The following is a 2,148-nucleotide window of genomic DNA, read 5'->3' as shown; positions in this document are numbered from 1 at the left end:
AGGTGGTCGTACTCGGCATCTCCCATGCGGCCCGTGTAACCGTAGGAGACGGCGTTGAGCTTCTTCTCCTTACCGGTGATGGAGGCCGGGGGCCGGATGCCCTTGGTGTAGCCGCCCTTGCGGCAGATCGTCGACTTCAGGTTCGTCTGGGTGACGGCCGGGGAGATCGCGCCCGGTGTACACGCCGGATCCTCAAGGGGCTCCCCGCTCTCGTACCGGTAGTGGCAGCTGCCTGCTGGGGGCTGCTGCTGGACGGTGTACGTGTTCTGCGGGCCGGCACCGACCGCGATCGTCCTCCCGGATGCTCCGCCCGCACCTGTGGCCGACGACCCCGGCGTCGCTGTCGCGCCCCGCGACCCGGCTGAGCCGTTGTGCACCTTGGGCGAGCAGGCCCCCAAGAACAAGCCAATGAGCAGCACCGACGACACGGTGCGAGCAGCGGACCCCATGACGGACCTCTCACAAGTGGGCAGTAGGTGAGCAGATGCTGCCCCACCAAGCTGCTGCTCCACCGCGCGGGGTCCGGCGCGAAGGCGCACTTCGTCCTGCACGACGACGGACCGGGCATCTCTCGCAACTGAACGTCCGGTTCCCGGTAAGCCGGGACTTACCGGGAGCCAGAAGGTTTCCGAGGAAGCTTGTGCCGAGTTCGGTGGGCGGCGAGAGCGCTTCGGTCACTGCTGTTCCTCGTCGTAGTCGTCGTCCCACTGCTCCGGGCCGTAGCCGTAGTCCGTAGGGTCCTCTCGCCCGTAGCGTGTCTCCTCACCGCGTCCTCCAGCAGCTCCCGCACAGGGCGGTACTGCCGTCTGCCGCATCGGTTGGACGTCCGCACCGGTCGCACGCGACCAGGGCGGGGAAGGCAACGGAGCAGGCGAAGCAGAAGGCAACTTCGCTCACGGGTTCGCAGAGGATCCGGACGACAGGCCGATGACTGCTGCAGGACAGGGACCACTGGCCATCACCCGGCCGACACGTCGAGTGGGTGCATCCCCGCGCTGGGCTCTAGTGTCGAGGTACCTTGCGCTGTGACAGGACGCCGGGCCGGGCGGCCTCGCACACCGCGCCCCGGGCAGGGGCCGCCCATTCTCCCGTCTCTCGGGTTTTGTCCCTGAAACTACGTCGAGCGCCTCGACGCGACCGCGCGGCCCGTGGCCGCCGCCGCCCCCAAGATTGCCTGCTGCACCGTGGCTGGCGAGCCCGGTGTCCTGTGCTGGCGCCTACGGAGGGCGGCTGTGTGGGGGAGCGGCAGTCGGCGCCGATGGGTAAGGCGCGGTCAGGCAGGGAGGCCCGGCACCCTTCACGGTGCCGGGCCTGTTGGGGGGCTGGGGTCAGACGACGCGGATGTTCTCCGCCTGGGGGCCCTTTTGGCCTTGGGTGATGTCGAACTCCACGTGTTGGCCCTCCTGCAGTTCGCGGAAGCCCTGAGCGGCGATGTTGGAGTAGTGGGCGAAGACGTCCGGGCCGCCGCCCTCCTGCTCGATGAAGCCGAAGCCCTTCTCCGCGTTGAACCACTTCACAGTGCCCTTGGCCATGGCTGTCTCCTTCGAGGGGGTTCGGGCCCGCACCGTGCGGGCCTGGAGGTGATCGCCCTGGTCCGGAGAGGGCTGCACAGCAAAGCGCCCGCGGGCAAGGCGACCGCGGGCGAACGACTTCGGAACCACGACTGCTCTGTGGATCACGCTAGTCTCTTTGCCGGGACGCCACCAGGCTTGACCCCGCCAGCCCGTCGTGCGCCGGTGCAGGCACTGCCGCGAGCCGCTGAAGGCCACCGCCCGCAGTCCAGAACCCACGGGGCCGGCCACGCACGCGCACCGCCGATATGTCGAAAATTCGCATAGAAGCTATTTATCTGGGGGGATTCGGGTATATTAATTAATAGGCCATAACACCGAAAGAGCCGCAAAGTCGATGAGGACGTCTAATCGGCGGAGCGACTTGGACAGGATGTGGTTCAGGCCCCCGGCAAGCCGGCGCGACACCGAGGCGACAGTGACGACTGAAGCTTCAAGACACGCGCAGCACTACCGGGGACTGTTTTGCGCTCTGATCCTTCCCGGAGTTCCGCAGCAAATCGGCCTTCTGGCAGGTGATGCATGGCAAACCTGCTGGTCAGGCGGTTGAGACATAGCGGCAGGCGTCAGAATCCCT

At 67.0% G+C, this 2,148-nt stretch carries 2 protein-coding genes and 1 pseudogene; all 3 read right to left on the bottom strand.

Annotation, left to right across the window (positions count from 1 at the left end; all coding sequences use genetic code 11):
- A pseudogene (locus AB0M27_RS47470) lies at nucleotides 1-419 on the bottom strand (hypothetical protein); the annotation flags it as partial.
- A gap of 255 nt (nucleotides 420-674) precedes the next feature.
- The gene (locus AB0M27_RS47465; RefSeq protein WP_365732413.1) at nucleotides 675-815 is read right to left on the bottom strand and encodes a hypothetical protein; all 141 of its coding nucleotides are present in this window, start codon (nucleotides 813-815) and stop codon (nucleotides 675-677) included.
- A 513-nt stretch (nucleotides 816-1,328) separates the two neighbouring features.
- The gene (locus AB0M27_RS47460; protein ID WP_145883737.1) at nucleotides 1,329-1,532 is read right to left on the bottom strand and encodes a cold-shock protein; all 204 of its coding nucleotides are present in this window, start codon (nucleotides 1,530-1,532) and stop codon (nucleotides 1,329-1,331) included.
- Nucleotides 1,533-2,148: the final 616 nt, after the last annotated feature.

This window comes from Streptomyces sp. NPDC052107 (assembly GCF_040680215.1).
GTDB lineage: Bacteria > Actinomycetota > Actinomycetes > Streptomycetales > Streptomycetaceae > Streptomyces.
The sequence above is the reverse complement of the archived record's forward strand: the minus strand, read 5'-3'. Positions and strand labels throughout refer to the sequence as shown.

Bases quoted from the DNA above. Each gene is read 5' to 3' on its own strand.
- AB0M27_RS47465 (WP_365732413.1), bottom strand. From the start codon at position 815: ATGCGGCAGACGGCAGTACCGCCCTGTGCGGGAGCTGCTGGAGGACGC.
- AB0M27_RS47460 (WP_145883737.1), bottom strand. From the start codon at position 1,532: ATGGCCAAGGGCACTGTGAAGTGGTTCAACGCGGAGAAGGGCTTCGGC.